Annotated in this window: 16 protein-coding genes; 5 read left to right on the top strand and 11 right to left on the bottom strand. The window is 66.1% G+C overall.

Annotation, left to right across the window (positions count from 1 at the left end):
• Window positions 1-10: 10 nt before the first annotated feature.
• From dprA to hemF, 3 genes are read left to right on the top strand one after another with little or no spacing between them, the layout of a single operon-like run.
• Window positions 11-1,099: a DNA-processing protein DprA gene (gene dprA / locus A5892_RS17440; RefSeq protein WP_064123869.1), complete on the top strand. Its 1,089-nt coding sequence runs from the start codon at window positions 11-13 to the stop codon at window positions 1,097-1,099.
• Window positions 1,100-1,157: 58 nt separating this feature from the next.
• Window positions 1,158-1,712, top strand: a complete 555-nt coding sequence (locus tag A5892_RS17435; RefSeq protein ID WP_064123868.1) for an L-threonylcarbamoyladenylate synthase — start codon at window positions 1,158-1,160, stop codon at window positions 1,710-1,712.
• A 49-nt stretch (window positions 1,713-1,761) separates the two neighbouring features.
• On the top strand, window positions 1,762-2,724 hold the full coding sequence (hemF, locus tag A5892_RS17430) for an oxygen-dependent coproporphyrinogen oxidase (RefSeq protein WP_064123867.1): 963 nt from the start codon (window positions 1,762-1,764) through the stop codon (window positions 2,722-2,724).
• Here hemF and A5892_RS17425 read toward each other — a convergent pair.
• A complete protein-coding gene (locus A5892_RS17425) occupies window positions 2,706-3,209 on the bottom strand; it encodes a DinB family protein (RefSeq protein ID WP_064123866.1) in 504 nt (167 codons plus the stop codon). The two genes, hemF and A5892_RS17425, sit on opposite strands and share 19 nt — an antisense overlap.
• A 165-nt stretch (window positions 3,210-3,374) precedes the next feature.
• Here A5892_RS17425 and aroE point away from each other — a divergent pair, with 165 nt between their 5' ends.
• Entirely contained in the window at window positions 3,375-4,196 is an 822-nt protein-coding gene (gene aroE, locus A5892_RS17420; protein ID WP_064123865.1) for a shikimate dehydrogenase, read from the top strand.
• An 18-nt stretch (window positions 4,197-4,214) separates the two neighbouring features.
• On the opposite strand, the gene A5892_RS17415 is transcribed toward aroE, so the two are convergent.
• Window positions 4,215-5,015, bottom strand: a complete 801-nt coding sequence (locus A5892_RS17415) for a M48 family metallopeptidase (RefSeq protein ID WP_064123864.1) — start codon at window positions 5,013-5,015, stop codon at window positions 4,215-4,217.
• A gap of 155 nt (window positions 5,016-5,170) precedes the next feature.
• Here A5892_RS17415 and A5892_RS17410 point away from each other — a divergent pair, with 155 nt between their 5' ends.
• Complete coding sequence (locus A5892_RS17410; protein WP_064123863.1) at window positions 5,171-6,022, top strand: ATP-binding protein; 852 nt, start codon at window positions 5,171-5,173, stop codon at window positions 6,020-6,022.
• A 52-nt stretch (window positions 6,023-6,074) separates the two neighbouring features.
• Here A5892_RS17410 and der read toward each other — a convergent pair whose 3' ends face one another.
• The 9 genes from der to iscA all read right to left on the bottom strand — a co-directional run bounded on the left by der (window position 6,075) and on the right by iscA (window position 14,961).
• Entirely contained in the window at window positions 6,075-7,481 is a 1,407-nt protein-coding gene (gene der / locus A5892_RS17405) for a ribosome biogenesis GTPase Der (protein ID WP_064123862.1), read from the bottom strand.
• A 221-nt stretch (window positions 7,482-7,702) separates the two neighbouring features.
• Window positions 7,703-8,863 (bottom strand): outer membrane protein assembly factor BamB, encoded by a 1,161-nt coding sequence (gene bamB / locus A5892_RS17400; protein ID WP_064123861.1) that lies wholly within the window; start codon window positions 8,861-8,863, stop codon window positions 7,703-7,705.
• Complete coding sequence (locus A5892_RS17395; RefSeq protein WP_064123860.1) at window positions 8,860-9,522, bottom strand: YfgM family protein; 663 nt, start codon at window positions 9,520-9,522, stop codon at window positions 8,860-8,862. The genes bamB and A5892_RS17395 overlap by 4 nt, the downstream gene beginning before the upstream one ends.
• Window positions 9,523-9,600: 78 nt before the next feature.
• Complete coding sequence (gene hisS / locus A5892_RS17390; protein ID WP_263281386.1) at window positions 9,601-10,881, bottom strand: histidine--tRNA ligase; 1,281 nt, start codon at window positions 10,879-10,881, stop codon at window positions 9,601-9,603.
• Window positions 10,882-10,974: 93 nt separating this feature from the next.
• Window positions 10,975-11,952 carry a RodZ domain-containing protein gene (locus A5892_RS17385; RefSeq protein WP_064123858.1) on the bottom strand — a complete coding sequence of 326 codons (978 nt, stop codon included), beginning with the start codon at window positions 11,950-11,952 and terminating at the stop codon, window positions 10,975-10,977.
• A gap of 24 nt (window positions 11,953-11,976) precedes the next feature.
• A complete protein-coding gene (locus tag A5892_RS17380; protein ID WP_082890537.1) occupies window positions 11,977-12,729 on the bottom strand; it encodes a tetratricopeptide repeat protein in 753 nt (250 codons plus the stop codon).
• Between the two features lie 91 nt (window positions 12,730-12,820).
• The gene (gene rlmN / locus A5892_RS17375) at window positions 12,821-13,954 is read right to left on the bottom strand and encodes a 23S rRNA (adenine(2503)-C(2))-methyltransferase RlmN (protein ID WP_064123856.1); all 1,134 of its coding nucleotides are present in this window, start codon (window positions 13,952-13,954) and stop codon (window positions 12,821-12,823) included.
• A 67-nt stretch (window positions 13,955-14,021) separates the two neighbouring features.
• Window positions 14,022-14,447: a nucleoside-diphosphate kinase gene (gene ndk, locus A5892_RS17370; RefSeq protein ID WP_027349712.1), complete on the bottom strand. Its 426-nt coding sequence runs from the start codon at window positions 14,445-14,447 to the stop codon at window positions 14,022-14,024.
• A 187-nt stretch (window positions 14,448-14,634) separates the two neighbouring features.
• A complete protein-coding gene (gene iscA / locus A5892_RS17365) occupies window positions 14,635-14,961 on the bottom strand; it encodes an iron-sulfur cluster assembly protein IscA (RefSeq protein WP_027349711.1) in 327 nt (108 codons plus the stop codon).
• Window positions 14,962-15,010: the final 49 nt, after the last annotated feature.

Below are 15,010 nucleotides of genomic sequence, written 5' to 3'. Positions count from 1 at the left end.
GGGAGCATCGATGAGCGAAGCATGGCCTGGAGCGCGGGAGTGGTTGGCGCTGTCGCTGGTGCCGGGGTTGGGGTTTCGTCGCCTTCGGCGGCTGCGGCAGTCGAAGGCGGCCTGGCCGGACGGTTGGCTGGCCGCCTTGAGTGTCGAGCAGCGCAGCTATCTGCGCTATCTGCTGCGTGCCGACGTCGGTCGCGAACTGCTGGATCCGATGCTCGCCTGGCTCGAGCACGGTGAAGCGCGCCACCTGCTTCATCCGGGCCATCCTCGCTGGCCCCCTCTGCTCGACGAGATAGATGACCCGCCCGCGCTGCTTTGGGGGTGGGGGGATCTTGACGCATTGGAGCTGCCTTGCATCGCGGTGGTCGGCAGTCGTCGACCCAGCCGGGATGGGCTGCGTCATGCGATGGATTTTTCTGCACGGCTCGCCGCCGGCGGATTCGCGGTCGTAAGCGGGATGGCCAAGGGCATCGACGGCGCCGCCCACCTGGGAGCGCTCGAGGCAAAGGGGCGCAGCATCGCAGTGCTCGGCTGCGGTGTCGATGTGCTCTATCCGCGCCAGCACGCTCGGCTGCGCGAGCGGCTGCTCGCCGAAGGGGGGCTGTTGCTCTCCGAGCTGCCTCCCGCCACCCCGGCGCATGCCGGGCATTTTCCACGGCGCAACCGGCTGGTCACCGGGTTGAGCCAGGGGGTGCTGGTGATCGAGGCGGCGATGCGAAGCGGCTCTTTGATCAGTGCCCGGCTGGCGCTGGAGCAGAATCGCGAGGTGTTCGCGCTGCCCGGCGCGCTGGACGATCCCCGGGTGCAGGGCTGCCTATGGCTGATCCAGGAAGGGGCCCGGCTGGTGACGCGGGCCGATGAACTGTTCGATGAGTTCTCCGGCCGGCTTTCGCTCGCGCCGGTCGCCGCGGCCGAGCCGGACGCGATGGGGGAAGGGGGCCCGCTGCTTGCGCTGCTCGGAGAGTCACCGGTGCCGCTGGATGCGCTGGTCGAGCGCGCCGCCCTCGATGTCTCGCGCTGTGCGGCGATGCTCCAGGCGCTGGAGATCGAGGGGCGGGTGCTGCGCCGGCCGGGAGGCTGGGTTCGGCGGCATGAGGGATGAGTCGGGCAATCAAAGAGGCTAGAATCGGCGCCACCGTTTACCAGGGAAAGATTGCACCATGACTACCGAGGTGATCGCCGACGCCGCCGTGGTGCTGCGCCGGGGTGGGATCGTCGCCTATCCGACCGAAGCGGTCTGGGGGCTCGGCTGCGATCCCGATGATCCGCTCGCGCTCGAACGGCTGCTCGGGTTGAAGCGGCGCGATGCGGCCAAGGGGTTGATCCTGATCGCTGCATCCATCGAGCAGTTCGAGCCCTGGCTTTCTGGGCTCGACGCCGAGTCTCGCCGACGGCTGGCCGAGCAGTGGCCCGGGCCGCTCACCTGGCTGGTTCCCGACAATGGCCGTGCTCACCCATTGATACGAGGGGCACACGACAAGGTGGCGCTCAGGGTCACCGCCCACCCGCTGGCCTCGGCGCTGTGCGATGCGTTCGGCGGTCCGCTGGTGTCGACCTCGGCGAATTTAGCCGGTTCGCCGTCGGCGCTCAGCGAGGAGGAGGTGCGCCGGGACTTCGGCGATGCGCTCGATGCGGTGGTGTCGGGGGCCCTCGGCGGTCGTGACCGACCCAGCGAGATTCGCGATCTCGCCACTGGAAAGCGCCTTCGAACCTGACCCTGGCCGACCTTTGCCGCGCTTTCAACGCTGATTTCAGGAGTCGTTCATGACCACACCCTCTCCGGCCGCCATGCTATCCAGCGTCGAGCACTATCTGACCGGCCTGCAGGAGCGACTTTGCTTGGAGCTCGCCAATGAAGACGGAGAAGCCGGCTTCATCGAGGAGTGCTGGACCCGCCCCCAGGGCGGCGGTGGGCGCACTCGCGTGATCACTGACGGAGCCGTGTTCGAAAAAGGGGGAGTGAACTTCTCCCATGTCCACGGTGGCGAGCTGCCGCCCTCGGCGAGCGCCTCGCGCCCTTCACTCGCGGGGCGAGGCTTCTCGGCGATGGGGGTCTCCTGGGTGCTGCACCCACGCAACCCCTTCGTGCCCACCAGCCATGGCAACGTGCGCTTCTTTCTGGCCGAGAAGGAGGGAGAGGCCCCGGTATGGTGGTTCGGTGGCGGCATCGACCTCACGCCCTACTATCCTGAGCGCGAAGACGTGCTGCACTGGCATCGCGTCGCCCGCGATGCCTGTGCGCCCTTCGGTGATGACTGCTACCCGCGCTTCAAGGCCTGGTGTGATGATTACTTCATGCTCAGGCATCGTAATGAAACCCGCGGGGTCGGTGGGCTTTTCTTCGACGACTTGAACGAGCCCGGCTTCGACAAGAGCTTCGCTTTCATGCGCTCGGTCGGCGACGCCTTCCTGCCCGCCTACCTGCCGATCGTCCAGCGTCGTCGCACGACGCCGTTCGGCGAGCGCGAGCGTGACTTCCAGGCCCATCGCCGTGGTCGATACGTCGAATTCAACCTGGTCTACGATCGCGGCACGCTGTTCGGGCTGCAAAGCGGAGGGCGCACCGAATCGATCCTGATGTCGATGCCGCCGGTCGCGCAATGGAGCTACGGTTATGCCGCCGAGCCCGGCAGTGCCGAGGCGAGGCTTAACGATTTCCTGAGACCGCGCGACTGGCTGGGAGAAGCGGGCAATGAGGTCGATGGCGCCTACGGTGAGCTGCTGTAGGTGAGAAAGTCGATGCCGGGGTCGGGGTTGCCTAGCGAGGTCAGCGCATAGATCAGCTGGCCGCGCAGTTGGATCGCGTAGCTTATCACCTGGAACAAAAGCTCGACCCGGCTCAGCTCGAGGATGCCGATGCCCCCCTCGAGGCTCAGCCGCTCGGTGGCACTGGTGTCGTCGAGCGTGCTCACCGCTTGGCGCCATTGGCGACACTGCTCGCGCAGCGCCGCGGCGAGAGTGTCGCGACCGCTGATCGACTCGCGGTAGACATCTGTCTCAGTGGCACTGTCGGGAGCGGGCTTGCCGAGATAGCGCGAAAGCCACAGCTCCTCTGTCTGCAGCAGGTGGTTGAGCGTACCGTGGATACCGTGGCAGTGAAGCCCCAGGTCGCGGCGGTAATCTCCTTCGCTTACCTCCATGCAGGCGCCGAGCAGCCGTTGAGTGGCCCACTCGTGATAGTCGATGAGAGTACGGAGATAGTCGGCGATCATGAACGGGGTCGGCGTCCTTGGGGTCGGGGGCGAATGAGCAAGCCGGGTCGAATGAAGTGCTGCGTTGCTGTCTCGACCCAAGCTTGACTCGCAGGTCTGCGAGGGCGGCGTGTTGTTTGGTGCCTGTACCGCCCAGGTTTCGTTTTTACAAGCATTGGAGCTGTCGTGTCAGCCATTTATTGCGTTTTCGGTCACCCTGTCGCCCATTCTCGCTCGCCTGAGATCCACCACGCCTTCGCCGCGCAGTTCGACATGCCGCTGCGATACGAAAGACGCCTGGCACCGCTCGACGGATTCGCCGGGAGCGTGGCGGACTTCATCGCCGCCGGCGGGCGCGGCGCCAACGTTACCGTCCCGTTCAAGCAGGAGGCGCTGGCGCTGGCCGAGGTGGTTGCGCCGCGCGCGCGCCGTGCCGGTGCGGTCAATACGCTGAGTGTCGATGACGAGGGGCGGCTGCATGGCGATACCACCGACGGCGTCGGGCTGGTGCGTGATCTCGAGCGGCTCGGCGCGCGTCTTGAAGGCGCGCGGATTGCGGTGCTCGGCGCGGGCGGCGCGGTGCGCGGGGTGCTCGAGCCACTGCTCGAGCGCCGTCCCCAGGCGCTGTTCGTCGCCAACCGCACCGCCGAGCGCGCGCGCCAGCTGGCTGAGCGATTCGCTGGATTCGGCCCGATCGCAGGAGGCGCCTTCGACCAGCTCGAGGGCCGCTTCGATTTGGTGATCAACGGCACCAGCGCCAGTCTCGGCGCCGAGCTGCCGCCGCTGCCCGAGGGCCTGTTCGCAGGCGATGCGCTTGCCTACGACATGGTCTACGCCGCGCAGCCCACGGTGTTCATGCGCTGGGCCGAGCAGCGGGGGGCGCACAGCCACGATGGGCTCGGCATGCTGGTCGAGCAGGCGGCGGAATCGTTTTTCATCTGGCACAACCTCCAGCCGGACACCGGCGCAGTGCTCGCCGGCATGCGGGGGGACGCGAGCGCGGGCTGATCCGCCGACGCGCCTGGTTCAACCGCAGCTGGGCCGTCGACCCTCACTCTGGGCCGCGCGATAGAGCGGCTCCGCGATGGCGAGGCGGTTCTGGAGTTCGGCGATGCGGCGCTGGCTGTCGGGGTGGGTGGAGGCCCATTCGGGTTGAGTCGCTCCCTGGGTGGCGCGCTCCATGTTGTTCCACAGCGTGATCGCCGCTTGCGGTTCGAAGCCCGCGCGCGCCATCAGATCGAGGCCGAGCACGTCGGCCTCGCTCTCCTGGCGACGGGAGTAGGGCAGCAGCACGCCGTACTGGGCGCCGAGCCCGAGCAGGCTGCCGAGCTGTTCGCCACCCAGGCTCTGGGCCACTCCCAGGCCGTACTGGGTCAGCGCGGTGTTGGAGACCCGCTCGTTGGCGTGATGAGCGAGCACGTGCGCGACCTCGTGGCCGATGACCGCCGCGAGCTGGTTCTGGTCGGCGGCAACGCCGAGCAGGCCGCGATAGACTCCGATGTAGCCGCCGGGCAGTGCGAAGGCATTGACTTCGTCGCTATCGAATAGCCGTACCTGCCACTGGGTGTAGCCGCTCGAGGCCGGCACTTGGGCGGTGATCGCATCGGCGACGCAGCTCACGTAGTTGGCCTGTGCGCCCTGTAGCGTCGGGGTCTGTGCGCTGAGCTCGGCGAAGGCGGCGGCGCCCTGGGCATCGAGCTCCTGGTTGGAGAACAGCGCCAGCTGCGAGCGGCCCTCGGGGCTGGTCACGCAGCCGGCGAGTAGCGCGATGGTGATGGTGAGGGGGGCAAGGCGTGCGCATTTGCGCGTCGGACGATATCGAGGCATGAAGTCTTCCATCGAACAGGGGGCGTCGAGTCGTGGGATGCTGCACTGTGACCCACTCCCCGGTGGGATTGCATTATGTTTGACTTAAAACTTCGAGTCAGCACCAAGCGCCGCTGACCGTGACCAACGATTCGAGACCAACCATTGGAGAGGCGATGAACGAGGAACTGAGCTCGCGCTTGATCGCGCTGCTGGCACGTATCGAGCCGTTGCTGCCCCCTGAGCACGCCGAGATCGACTGGCGACGCGACATCGCGGCGCTTTGGGAGCGCCATCCGCTGGCGGGCGGGCGCTTGGTGGCGGTATCGCCCCGCGATGACGTGAGCCTCGACGATCTGGTCGGCATCGAGCGGCAAAAGCGTGCGCTGCTCGACAACACCCGCGCCTTCATCGCCGGTCGCCCGGCCAACCATGCGCTGCTGTGGGGCGCGCGCGGTACCGGCAAATCCTCGATCATCCGTGCGCTGCTCAATGATCTGAGCGGTGAAGGGCTGCGTTTGATCCAGGTCGACCGCCATGACCTGGTGGGGCTGCCCGGGCTGGTGGCGAGGCTTCGCGACCAGCGCTATCGGTTCATCGTCTACTGCGACGATCTTTCCTTCGAAGCCAGCGATCACGCCTACAAGGCGCTCAAGAGCGTGCTCGACGGCACGCTCACCGGTCCGCCGGAGAACGTGTTGATCTACGCGACCTCCAATCGCCGCCATCTGCTGCCGGAAGCCGCGGTGGACAACACCGACACCCGGATCGTCGACGGCGAACTTCACCATGGTGATGCCGTCGAGGAGAAAATCTCGCTCTCGGATCGATTCGGCCTGTGGCTCGCCTTCCATGCCTTCAATCAGGAGACGTTCCTCGTCGCCTGCGAGTATTGGGTCAAGTATCTCGAGGGAGACTGGCATGCGCAGGCTCGGGAAGAGGCGCTGCGCTACGCCACCCTGCGAGGGGTGCGCAGCGGCCGGGCCGCCTGGCAGTTCGCTTGCCAGTGGGTCGGCGCCGGCGAGTGAAGCGCGGCGCGGGAAGGGCGAATTGGTCCCCGCACGCACCCGTGGGCAGGGCTCAGCGTTTGCTGCGCCGTGCTTCGCGGGTGCGTGCGAGCTGGCGTGCCTTGGCTTTTTCCCGGTCGGTGGCGTCGGGGTTGGCGTCGAAGGGGTTGGCCCCCGAGCGGAACTCGAAGCGGATCGGGGTGCCGCGCACCTTGAGCACTTTGCGGAAGGTATTGATCAGGTAGCGCTTGTAGGCTTCGGGCAGCTGATTGATCTGGTTACCGTGAACCACGATGATCGGCGGGTTGCTGCCGCCCTGGTGAGCCATCTTGAGCTTGATTCGGCGCCCGTTGACCATCGGCGGCTGGTGCTCTTTGACCGCGTCCTGGAGCAGGGTGGTGAGGCGGTTGGTCGTCCAGTGCGCGGTGGCACTCTTGAACGCCCGCTCGATAGAGGGATAGAGATCGCCTACCGCGGTGCCGTGCAGTGCCGAGATGAAGTGCAGATCCGCATAGTCGGCGAAGCCCAGGCGTCGCTTGATCTCGGTGCGCATCTTCTCCTTCGCCTCGCTCTCGAGGCCGTCCCACTTGTTCACCGCCAGCACCAGCGCGCGGCCGGTATTGAGCACGTAGTCGAGCAGGTGGAGATCCTGCTCGACCAGGCCTGTGCGTGCGTCCAGCACCAGTACGGCGACGTTGCATGACTTGATCGCGTCGAGGGTCTTGACGATGGAGAACTTCTCGGCGATCAGGCTTACGTTCTTGCGCCGCCGGATACCCGCGGTATCGACCAGCACATAGGGTTTGCCGCGCCGCTCGAAGGGAATCTCGATCGCATCGCGCGTGGTGCCGGCCTCATCGAACACTACCACGCGCTCTTCGCCCAGCAGCCGATTGACCAGGGTCGACTTGCCGACGTTGGGACGGCCGACCACGCCTATCCGGATGCCTTTGCCATCGAGCTCCGGGTGCGCCTCGGTCTCGCTGGGCTCCGGAAATGGCTCGAGCACGAGCTCGATCAGCTGGGTGACGTTGCGTCCATGGGAGGCGGCGATCGGGTACGGTTCGCCGAGGCCTAGGGCGTGGAACTCGACTGTGGCGGTTTCCTCGGGCAGGCCGTCGGTCTTGTTGACCACCAGCCAGGTCTTCTTCTGGTTGACCCGCAGGTGCTGGGCGATCGCCTCGTCGGTCGGCGTCAGTCCCGCGCGGGCATCGACCAAAAACAGCACGATATCGGCCTCGTCTATCGCAAGCAGCGACTGCTCCGCCATCGCCGCATCGATGCCTTGCTCGTCGCCGCTGATGCCGCCGGTGTCGATCACCGTGAAGGGTTTGTCGCCGAGGCGGCCATTGCCGTACTGGCGGTCGCGGGTCAGGCCGGGAAAGTCGGCGACGATGGCATCGCGCGAGCGGGTCAGGCGATTGAAGAGGGTGGACTTGCCGACGTTGGGACGGCCGACCAGTGCGATCACGGGGTTCATTTCGATGCTCGAGATTGGCGCGGCCAGATCAACTGCGCTCTAGAATGTGGCTTCCCGGCCGAAAGACGAGTCCGATGCGAGCTGCGATCGGTCGGCGGGCGGGGCGATTGGGAGTGAATGGTAGCGAAAAGCGCGGCGGCTATATAGGGGGCTGGGAATAGAGGCCGAAGGCGCCGCCCGGCGGGAGCGGGCGGAGCGGCGTTCGCCGCGCCGCCCGGGGCTTACTGGGCGATGAGCTGGAACGCGACCAGCCTGCCCGAGTTGGACAGCGCATAGATGCGGTTGCCATCGCTCAGCAGCGGCACGCTGATGCCGTCGCCACCGATCCGCGCGCGGCCGTCCATCTCGCCGCTGCCGGCGTTGAGCAGGTGGATGTAGCCTTCGTAGTCACCCAGCGCGATCTGGCCATCGACGAACACCGGCGCGGTCAGCTGGCGGCCTTCGAGGCCATCCTGCTCCCACAGCGGCTCTCCGCTGTTGGCATCGAGCGCGTGGACGTGACTGCGCTCGTCGACGGTGAACAGCGTGTTGCCCACCAGCAGCGGGGAGCGATAGCTCGACTGCTCCCGGCTCCACAGCATCTGGCCGTTCTGTACGTTGACCGCTACCACCTGGCCATTGTAGCTGGTCACGAACAGCCGGCCGTCAGGCGTCAGCACCGGCTGGCCGATCACATCGGTGAGCTGCTGGACCTCGTTGGCCCCCTGGGGAACCGAGATGCGCATGTCCCACATCATCTCGCCGCTGCGGTTGTCGAACAGCCCGACCCGTCCGTTGGCGAAGCCGGCGAAGGTGACCGGATCGATGGTGCGCGGAGTGCCGGTGCCGCGCAGGGTGAGGGTGGGCTGCGAGGCAGCGTAGAGCCAGCGTTGGTCGCCGGTGAGCTTGTCGAGCGCGGTGAGGGTGCCATCGACGCTCTGCACTACGATCAGGCTGTTGTTCGCCTGGGGAGTGGTCAGCACTTCGCTTGCGACCTGAGTGCGCCAGACGATGTTGCCGTCGCCCAGGCTCACCGCCAGCACTTCGCCCTTGCGCGTGCCGATGAACAGCCGCCCGGCGCTGACCGAGACCCCGGTCGAGACCGGCACGTGGAGTTCGCTCTCCCAGCTGATCTCACCGCTCTCGGCGTTGATCGCCCGTAGCCGGCCTTCGGCGTTGACGGTGTAGAGCACTCCCGCGTCGAGCGCGGGCTCGAGCGGATAGCGGGCGCGGCCAAGGTCGCCGATACCGCGCGACCACTGCTGGTCGAGGCGGACCTGCGGTTGGATGTTGCCCAGCTCCTTGGGCGGCGGATCGGGTTTGACGCCGCCGCCGCATCCTGCGAGCAACAGGGTGATACCGAGGGCGCACATCAGGCTGCGCATTGGGGTCCGCGAATTCATGAAGCCTCCTGGGGCGCGAGATCGTCGAGCTTGAGCTGAACGCCGTAGATCGGCAGGTCGTGCTGCTTGGCCAGATCGAGCGCCGTACGATATGCGTCGCGCGCCTCGTCCAAGCGCCCCAGGCCCTGGAACGCGTCGCCGCGCACGTTGGCCTGCTGGGCGAGGAGCCCTTCGGGAAGTTCACCTTCAAGGCCTGCGAGCGCTTCTTCGTACTGCTGGCGGTCGACCTGGATCCGTGCCAGATCGAGGCGCGCCACAGCCTTGACGTAGTCGTGGCTGGCACCGTCGATCACCTGCCTCAGGCTCGCCATCGCGGTGTCCGGGTCGTTGGCATCGACCGCCACCCGGGCCTGGATCAGGCGGGCGAGTTCGGCGTAGAGCGTGCCGCCGTGATCGTCGCTGAGCTGTTCGGCGAGCTGATCGACCTGCGCGCGCTGTCCATCGTCGAGCACGTTGAAGTCGCTGGTCAGCGCGATCAGCTGATCGAAGGCTTGCGAGGCGTCCGCTGTCTGGTTGGCCTGATAGCTCTGCCAAGCGTTCCAACCGAATATCCCGGCGGCGGCCAGCAGGACGCCGGCCACCAGCGAGGTACCGTGACGTTTCCACCAGCTCTTCAGCGCGTCGAGCTGTTCGTCGTCATCTCTTAAGTCTTGCGCCACGCATTGTTCTCCTGTCTGCGTACCGGCCGCGATCGCGGTCCGAGCCGATTCATCCGTGCCGCGCCAGTGCGGCGTCGTTCAGGCGCTAAGTTCCAGCGCCAGCCGCTCGACCAGCGCGGCCTGGGGGATGTTCTCCTGCTCGCGCTCTTCACGCAGGAACTTGATTCCCACCGTGCCGCGCTCGCACTCCTCTTCGCCGAGCAGCAGAGCGATACGCGCCCCGCTGCGGTCGGCCTTCTTGATCTGGCTTTTGAAGCTGCCTCCGCCGCAGTGCAACTGCAGGCGCAGGGAGGGTAACGCATCGCGCAGCCGTTCGGCGAGTGGCAGCGCCCGCTGCTGCGCACGTTCGCCCAGCGCGGTCAGATAGACATCGAGGTGTTCGTGCACCGAGGCGGGCACCAGTTCGAGGGTCTCGAGCAGCAGCACCAGCCGCTCGATGCCAAGGCCGAAGCCGATCGCCGGGGTCGGCTTGCCGCCCAGCTCCTCGACCATACCGTCGTAGCGGCCGCCGCCGCACACCGTGCCCTGGCTGCCCAGCGCGGTAGTGGTCCACTCGAATACGGTGCGCGAATAGTAGTCCAGGCCGCGCACCAGGCGGGGATTGATCACGTAGCGCACGCCGGTCTCGTCGAGGCTCGCCTTGAGCCGCTCGAAGTGGGCCTCGGACTCGGCGTCGAGGTGGTCGAGCATGCGCGGCGCGCCGGCCAGCATCGCGGCCATCTCGGGATTCTTCGAGTCGAGCACGCGCAGGGGATTGGTGGTCAGCCTGCGCAGCGAGTCCTCGTCGAGCACCTCGCGGTGCGCTTTTAGATACTCGACCAGGGTGGCGCGATAGGCGGCGCGGGCTTCCTTGGTACCGAGCGAGTTGAGCTCGAGGGTGACCTGGTCGGAGAGCCCCAGCTCGCGCAGTAGTCGCGCCGAGAGCAGGATCAGTTCGGCATCGATATCGGGCCCTTCGAGATTGAAGATCTCGACGCTGAGCTGATGGAACTGGCGATAGCGCCCCTTCTGCGGACGTTCGTAGCGAAACACTGGGCCGGTGGTCCAGAGCCGCTGGGTCTGGTTATGGGCGAGCCCATGCTCGATCACCGCGCGCACCACGCCGGCGGTGAACTCGGGGCGCAGCGTGACGCTCTCGCCGTTGCGGTCGTCGAAGGTGTACATCTCCTTCTCGACCACGTCGGTCGCCTCGCCGATCGAACGGCGAAACAGTGCGGTCTGCTCGAGCACCGGAGCGCGAACCTCCAGGTACCCGTAGCGCGATAGCAGCCGCTTGAAGGTGTTCTCTACGTACTGCCAGACCGGAGACTGGTCCGGCAGCAGGTCGTTCATACCGCGAATGGCCTGTAACTTACTCAATGTCGACTCCCGAAACGGCCTCGTCTGCGGCCTTGCTTCTGCTCATCCTGCTGCCACGCGTCTCGGTATGGTCGTCGTGGCTTGGATATTGGTTTATTCGCCGAGGGTGAATCTGGCGACGTTGCTGCCGCCGGTGCGCGCGGGCAGGTCCACGGGCTGGCCACGGAAGCTGAGCGAGACGCCGCTGGCATTGCCGATCACCAGGCGCAGTGGTGGTGCGCCTTCCACCGAGCGCTCGCTGCCGGCGGGCTGAAGCCCTGTCAGCACCACCATGTTGTTGGCATCGCGAACCTCGACCCACGACGCCTCGCGGAAGCTCAACGACAGCACGTCTTCTCCGGTCGTGGTCGCCGATGCCTGCTCGTCCTGAGTCGGTGCGCTGCGGCTCTGGTTGCTCAGGGCCGCGGCCTCGCTCGCGGTGAGCTGGGCGCCATTGACGCCTTCGCCGACGTCGATCTGCAGGCCGTTGCCGCCGATTGCCTCGCCGGACTCGACGCCTGCCACCGCCAGTGCGGCGTCGAGATCGATGACCTCGCCGCTCAGCGAGGCGGCCGGTGCGACTGGCGCTGAAGGCGGCGTGGGTGGCTCATCGTCGAGCGCATCGCTTGAAACGTCGCTACTGGGGGTGTTCTCGGCGAAATTGGGCAGTCCGTCGCGGCTTTGCCACCAGAGCGCGGTCAGCCCCAGCAGCACCAGCAGGATGATGACGGTGACCAGGCGGAACACCAGCTTGCCCAGTCGGCTCGGGCGGCGAACCGCCTGGATCGGGGTGGCCCGTAGCGCTTCATGGGTATCGCTCTTGCCGTGAATCGCATCGTGCGCCCTGAGGACTTCGGCCGCGTCTATGCCGACCAGGCGCGCATAGGCGCGCAGATAGCCGCGGCGATAGGCGGGAACCTGCAGCTGGTCGTAGCGTTCGCTTTCGAGATCAGCGATCAGCGAGGGACGCAGGTTGAGCTGAGCGGCGGCCTGTTCTATCCCCAGCCCCTTGCGCTCCCTGGCTTGGCGCAGCATCTCGCCGGCCGGCTGCGTCGGAGTCCTGGGTGCCGCGGAAGATGGCTGTTCGCTCATGCGAGATGTCCTTGTTGGGCGCGGTTACGGTTGATCGATGGCCGACGACGCCGGTTCGAGCGTGTTCGGCGAGGCATCCGCGGTATTTTCCAGGGCCTCGTGGAGCGCTCGCCCTTCGCGAGTAAGTCCCGCGAGGCGTTCATATTGCGTCAGCCGCGCGCGCGATGCACCCATGTCGCGCTCGGCATAGTCGAGATAGGCCAACGCCAGCAGTACCGTGGGCTGGTCGGGCGCGATGCGTTCGGCGAGATTCAGGCTGGCGCGCGCCGCTGCCGTTTCGCCGAGGTGGAGCTGGCATTGGGAAAGGTTGACCAGCACCCGCGCCCGCCCGGCATAGGCGGTATCCCCGGCGGCGCGCTCGAGCTGCTCGCAGGCTTCGGTATAGCGCTGTTCTTCATAGAGTAGCGCTGCGTAGTTGTTGCGCACCGGGGTCTCGCTGGGAATCTCGTCTGCGCTGCGCTGGTCGCGCCTGGGCAGTTCGAGCAGGGTGCGCTGGTAGTAGCGTTCGGCGATCTCATCGTTGCCCGCGCGATGCTCGAGCAGGGCGATGCCGTGCAGTGCGGTAGGGTCGTGCGGGTCCTGGTCCAGCGCGCGCTCGAAGGCCTGCCGCGCGCGATCGCTTTCGCCTTGGCCGAGATAGCCCATGCCCAGTTCGGCGTAGGCCGAAGCGGCCCCCGGGTTTCGCCCATCCCCCGTCGACGCGACGGCGCAGCCGCCGAGCAGGGCGGCTAGGGCGAGGGCGGCCAGGCGGCCAGCTGGGAGACGGGGTGGAATCATCCGGTGGTTACCGTCGGCGAGCTAATGGACGTGGGGCGAGCATCATGGAATCGTCGCATCCCGGTGAAGTCAAGCCACGCAGTCGGCCACTTCAGTCTGCGTCGATCGAAAGGGTCTGGATGTAGCGCGCCTGACGGCGAGTTCGATCCTTCACTCGGCCGACCAGCTGGCCGCAGGCGGCGTCGATGTCGTCGCCTCGGGTCATGCGTACCGGTGCGCTGTAGCCCTTCTCGAACAGCCACTGCTGGAAGCGCATCACCTGGTTGCGCGATGGCTTGGTATAGCCCGACCCAGGGAAGGGATTGAAGGGGATCAGGTTGATCTTGCAGGGAATGTTCCGAAGCAGTTCGGCGAGCTGTTCGGCGTGCTCGCGCTGATCGTTGATCCCGCTCATCAGGGTGTATTCGATGGTGATCATCCTGGTGTCGCCGCACTTTTTGAGATAGCGATGGCAAGCATCGAGGAGTTTCTCGATGTTGTACTTGCGGTTGAGCGGCACCAGGGTATTGCGCAGTTCGTCGGTCGGCGCATGCAGCGAGATCGCCAGGCTCACGTCGAGCACGTCGCCGAGGCGGTCGATCATCGGTACCACGCCTGAGGTCGAGAGCGTGACCCGGCGCTTGGACAGGCCATAGGCGTTGTCGTCGAGCATCAGTTTCATCGCGGCGACGACGGGGTCGAAGTTCATCAGCGGCTCGCCCATGCCCATCATCACCACATTGGTGACCGGCTTGCGGCCGTCGGCGTAGGCGCCGCCGGTATGGGTCGCGATCCACACCTGGCCGATGATCTCGGCGCTGGTGAGGTTGCGTGCGAAACCCTGTTTTCCGGTCGAGCAGAAGCTGCAGTCCAGCGAGCAGCCTACCTGCGAGGAGACGCAGAGGGTGCGGCGATTGCCATTCTCGGCCGGGATCAGCACGGTCTCGATCAGGCTGCCGCCCTCGGTCTCGACCACCCACTTGCGGGTCCCATCCTTCGATTCACCCTGATAGGCGATCGACGGTACGCGTACCTCGGCGACGCGCGCCAGCTTGTCGCGCAGCGCCTTGGAGATGTTGGTCATCGCGGCGAAGTCGATGACTCCTTCCTGATGGATCCATTTCATCACCTGGGCGGCGCGAAAGGCCTTCTCTCCGAGCTCGTCGAAGAACTGCACCATCTCCTCGTGGGAGAGGCCCAGCAGATTGAGCAGAGGAGTATCGGTGGTGGCGGTCGGTTGGGTCATGGTGGCGGGATGGGTCGCAGGGGAGGAGTGAGCGTCCGCCGGATGTCGGCGGACGCAGCGATGTCGATCAGCGCGGGCAGATCTCATCCGAGGAGAAGAAGTAGCTCACTTCGCGCGCGGCGGATTCGACGGCGTCGGAGCCGTGGACGGCGTTGGCGTCGATGGAGCTTGCGAAGTCGGCGCGAATGGTGCCCGGCTCGGCTTTCTTCGGATCGGTGGCGCCCATCAGGTCACGGTTCTTGAGTACCGCGTTCTCGCCTTCGAGCACCTGGATCATCACCGGGCCCGAGGTCATGAACTCGACCAGATCCTTGAAGAAGGGACGCTCTTTGTGTTCGGCGTAGAAGCCTTCGGCTTTCTCGCGGGAGAGGTGGACCATCTTGGCGGCGACGATCTTGAGATCGGCGCGTTCAAAACGAGCGTAGATCTCGCCGATCACGTTCTTGGCAACGGCGTCGGGCTTGATGATCGAGAGAGTGCGTTCGGTCGCCATGAGGGCTCCTTGTCAGGTCTTGGATGATCACCGCCGTTTCAGGGCGGTAAAGAGGTCGTTCGGATGGCCGCTAACCGCCCGTTGGAATGAAACGAGTGGGCTCGTGATCGGGTAAGGCTTGCGACGGGTATACGAAGGCGCAGCATTATAGCCGTTCGCACCCGCCCTTGCATCCAGACGCGACGGGTCAGACGCTGAAGCTCTCGCCACAGCCGCACTCGTCCTTGACGTTGGGGTTTTTGAACTTGAACAGCTGGTTGAGCCCCTCGCTGACGTAGTCGACCTCGGTGCCATCGAGCATTTCCAGCGCCTTCGCGTCGATGACCACTCGTGCGCCGTGATCCTCGAAGGAGCGGTCATCGGGCGCGAGCTCGTCGGCGAAGTCGAGTACGTAGCTGTAGCCCGAACAGCCGCTCGGTTTGACCCCGACGCGCAGTCCCAGTCCCTGGCCGCGCTCGGCGAGGACGCGCTGGATCTGACGTGCGGCGGCCTCGCTGATCGAAATGTGAGCCATGTCGCTCTCCTAGGTTGCTTGGATTGACTATCGACGCGGCGACCGATGC

Source organism: Halotalea alkalilenta (assembly GCF_001648175.1).
Taxonomy (GTDB): domain Bacteria; phylum Pseudomonadota; class Gammaproteobacteria; order Pseudomonadales; family Halomonadaceae; genus Halotalea; species Halotalea alkalilenta_A.
Note: the sequence above shows the minus strand (reverse complement) of the source record. Positions and strands in the feature narration are given on the sequence as shown.